Here is a 1,024-nt window from a genome sequence, read left to right as displayed (position 1 = left end):
TCTTAGCGACGTTGGGTGAGGTGGACGGTAATCTCGTCTCCGACGTCCTTTCTGAGTGCTTGGCGGAGCTCCGCCGTGACCGCGAGCTTGTGGGTCCCGTCTCCCAGGGCCATGAATGCCGCTTCGAAGGGGTGGCCGTCGATGGTGCCGGTGACTTTGACCAGGCCGCGGGTGCCGAAGTACGCCGCCGTCCAGTCGGTGCGCACGTAGGTCCAGCCGCCCTTGGCGTCGCTGCGCTGGAGGATGGCGGTGAACGTGTGGTCCAGCGGGGTGCTCATCGCGTGCCGCCATTCGGTTGCTCAACGACGATGAACTGGTTCCCGTCCGGGTCGTCGAAGGTGAACATTGGCGGCACGTTCGGCCAGCGCAGCAGCTCGCCGACCCGGACACCTCGTCCACGCAACGCGGTGTGCTCGGCAGCGGCGTCCGGGACGGTAAACCGGATCCCGGTCTCCCGCTGCGCAGTCGCGGCGGAGGAGGCGGTCAGCGCCAGCGACACTCGTGCGCTCGGCGGCGCGACCTCCAGCCACCGCGTCGAGCCGGCCATGCCGTCGAGGCGGACCTCAAATCCGAGGGTGTCGCGGTAGAACGCAAGCGCCTGATCCTGGTCGGCGACGGTGATGCCGATGGTGCGGACGTCGGTGATCGTGGACATGGTGATCTCCTCAGGTGTGGTCACGACTGGTCGAGGCCGTGTCGCCGTACATCAGCGAGCCGGGAGTGGTGAGTGTGCGCCCCGTCTCCAGCCAGGTCTTCAACCCGGACAACACCATCGGCCAGCCGCCGTACAGCTCCGGCGGCGCGTCGCCTGCCAGCTGGTCGTGGGTGACGGTGAGCCGGCAGGCGTCCCCGACGGGCTCGATCTTCCAGGTCACGCGGGTGGTGCCCTGCTGCTCGGCGGCGTCGGACCACAGCGTCCGCATTGACTGCACCAGCCGGTAGGGCGGGTCCACCACCAGGTTCTGCCCTTCGGCGAGCGGGCGTTCCGCGCCGGGATGGTCGAGGGTGAACCTCGATCCCTCGG

The 1,024-nt window shown here is 68.7% G+C and carries 3 protein-coding genes; all 3 read right to left on the bottom strand.

The features are described from left to right. Window positions 1-2: 2 nt before the first annotated feature. Window positions 3-278: a DUF1905 domain-containing protein gene (locus AB0H57_RS32885; protein WP_357512657.1), complete on the bottom strand. Its 276-nt coding sequence runs from the start codon at window positions 276-278 to the stop codon at window positions 3-5. After that, the gene (locus AB0H57_RS32880; protein WP_357512655.1) at window positions 275-655 is read right to left on the bottom strand and encodes a VOC family protein; all 381 of its coding nucleotides are present in this window, start codon (window positions 653-655) and stop codon (window positions 275-277) included. Before AB0H57_RS32880 ends, AB0H57_RS32885 begins: the two co-directional genes overlap by 4 nt. Window positions 656-665: 10 nt before the next feature. After that, a partial coding sequence (locus AB0H57_RS32875; protein ID WP_357512652.1) for an SRPBCC domain-containing protein occupies window positions 666-1,024 on the bottom strand: 359 nt, incomplete at its 5' end.

It is taken from the genome of Micromonospora sp. NPDC050686 (assembly GCF_040654475.1).
In the GTDB taxonomy this organism is placed as follows: Bacteria; Actinomycetota; Actinomycetes; order Mycobacteriales; family Micromonosporaceae; genus Micromonospora.
Note: the sequence above shows the minus strand (reverse complement) of the source record. Positions and strands in the feature narration are given on the sequence as shown.